The 379-nt window shown below is 49.6% G+C and carries 1 tRNA gene and 2 rRNA genes; all 3 read right to left on the reverse strand.

What is annotated here, in order from left to right:
• Positions 1–5: 5 nt before the first annotated feature.
• Positions 6–121 (reverse strand): 5S ribosomal RNA (gene rrf / locus H5125_RS21850).
• Between the two features lie 36 nt (positions 122–157).
• A tRNA-Thr gene (locus H5125_RS21855) sits at positions 158–233 on the reverse strand.
• Between the two features lie 28 nt (positions 234–261).
• A 5S ribosomal RNA gene (gene rrf / locus H5125_RS21860) occupies positions 262–377 on the reverse strand.
• Between the last annotated feature and the right edge of the window lie 2 nt (positions 378–379).

Raw genomic sequence — 379 nt, forward strand, 5'->3', positions numbered from 1 at the left:
TAGGCGCCTGGAAATGACCTACTCTCGCATGGGGAGACCCCAAACTACCATCGGCGATACTGTGTTTCACTTCTGAGTTCGGAATGGGATCAGGTGGTGCCACAGCTCTATGGTTTCCAGACAAACTTTTCTCTAGGACGTAACACTAGATTATTCTTGGTGCTGATACCCAGAATCGAACTGGGGACCTCATCCTTACCAAGGATGCGCTCTACCAACTGAGCCATATCAGCAAAAGCTACTACTTGAAGCTTATTAGGCGCCTGGAAATGACCTACTCTCGCATGGGGAGACCCCAAACTACCATCGGCGATACTGTGTTTCACTTCTGAGTTCGGAATGGGATCAGGTGGTGCCACAGCTCTATGGTTTCCAGACA

Source organism: Shewanella sp. SR44-4 (assembly GCF_014163715.1).
GTDB lineage: Bacteria > Pseudomonadota > Gammaproteobacteria > Enterobacterales > Shewanellaceae > Shewanella.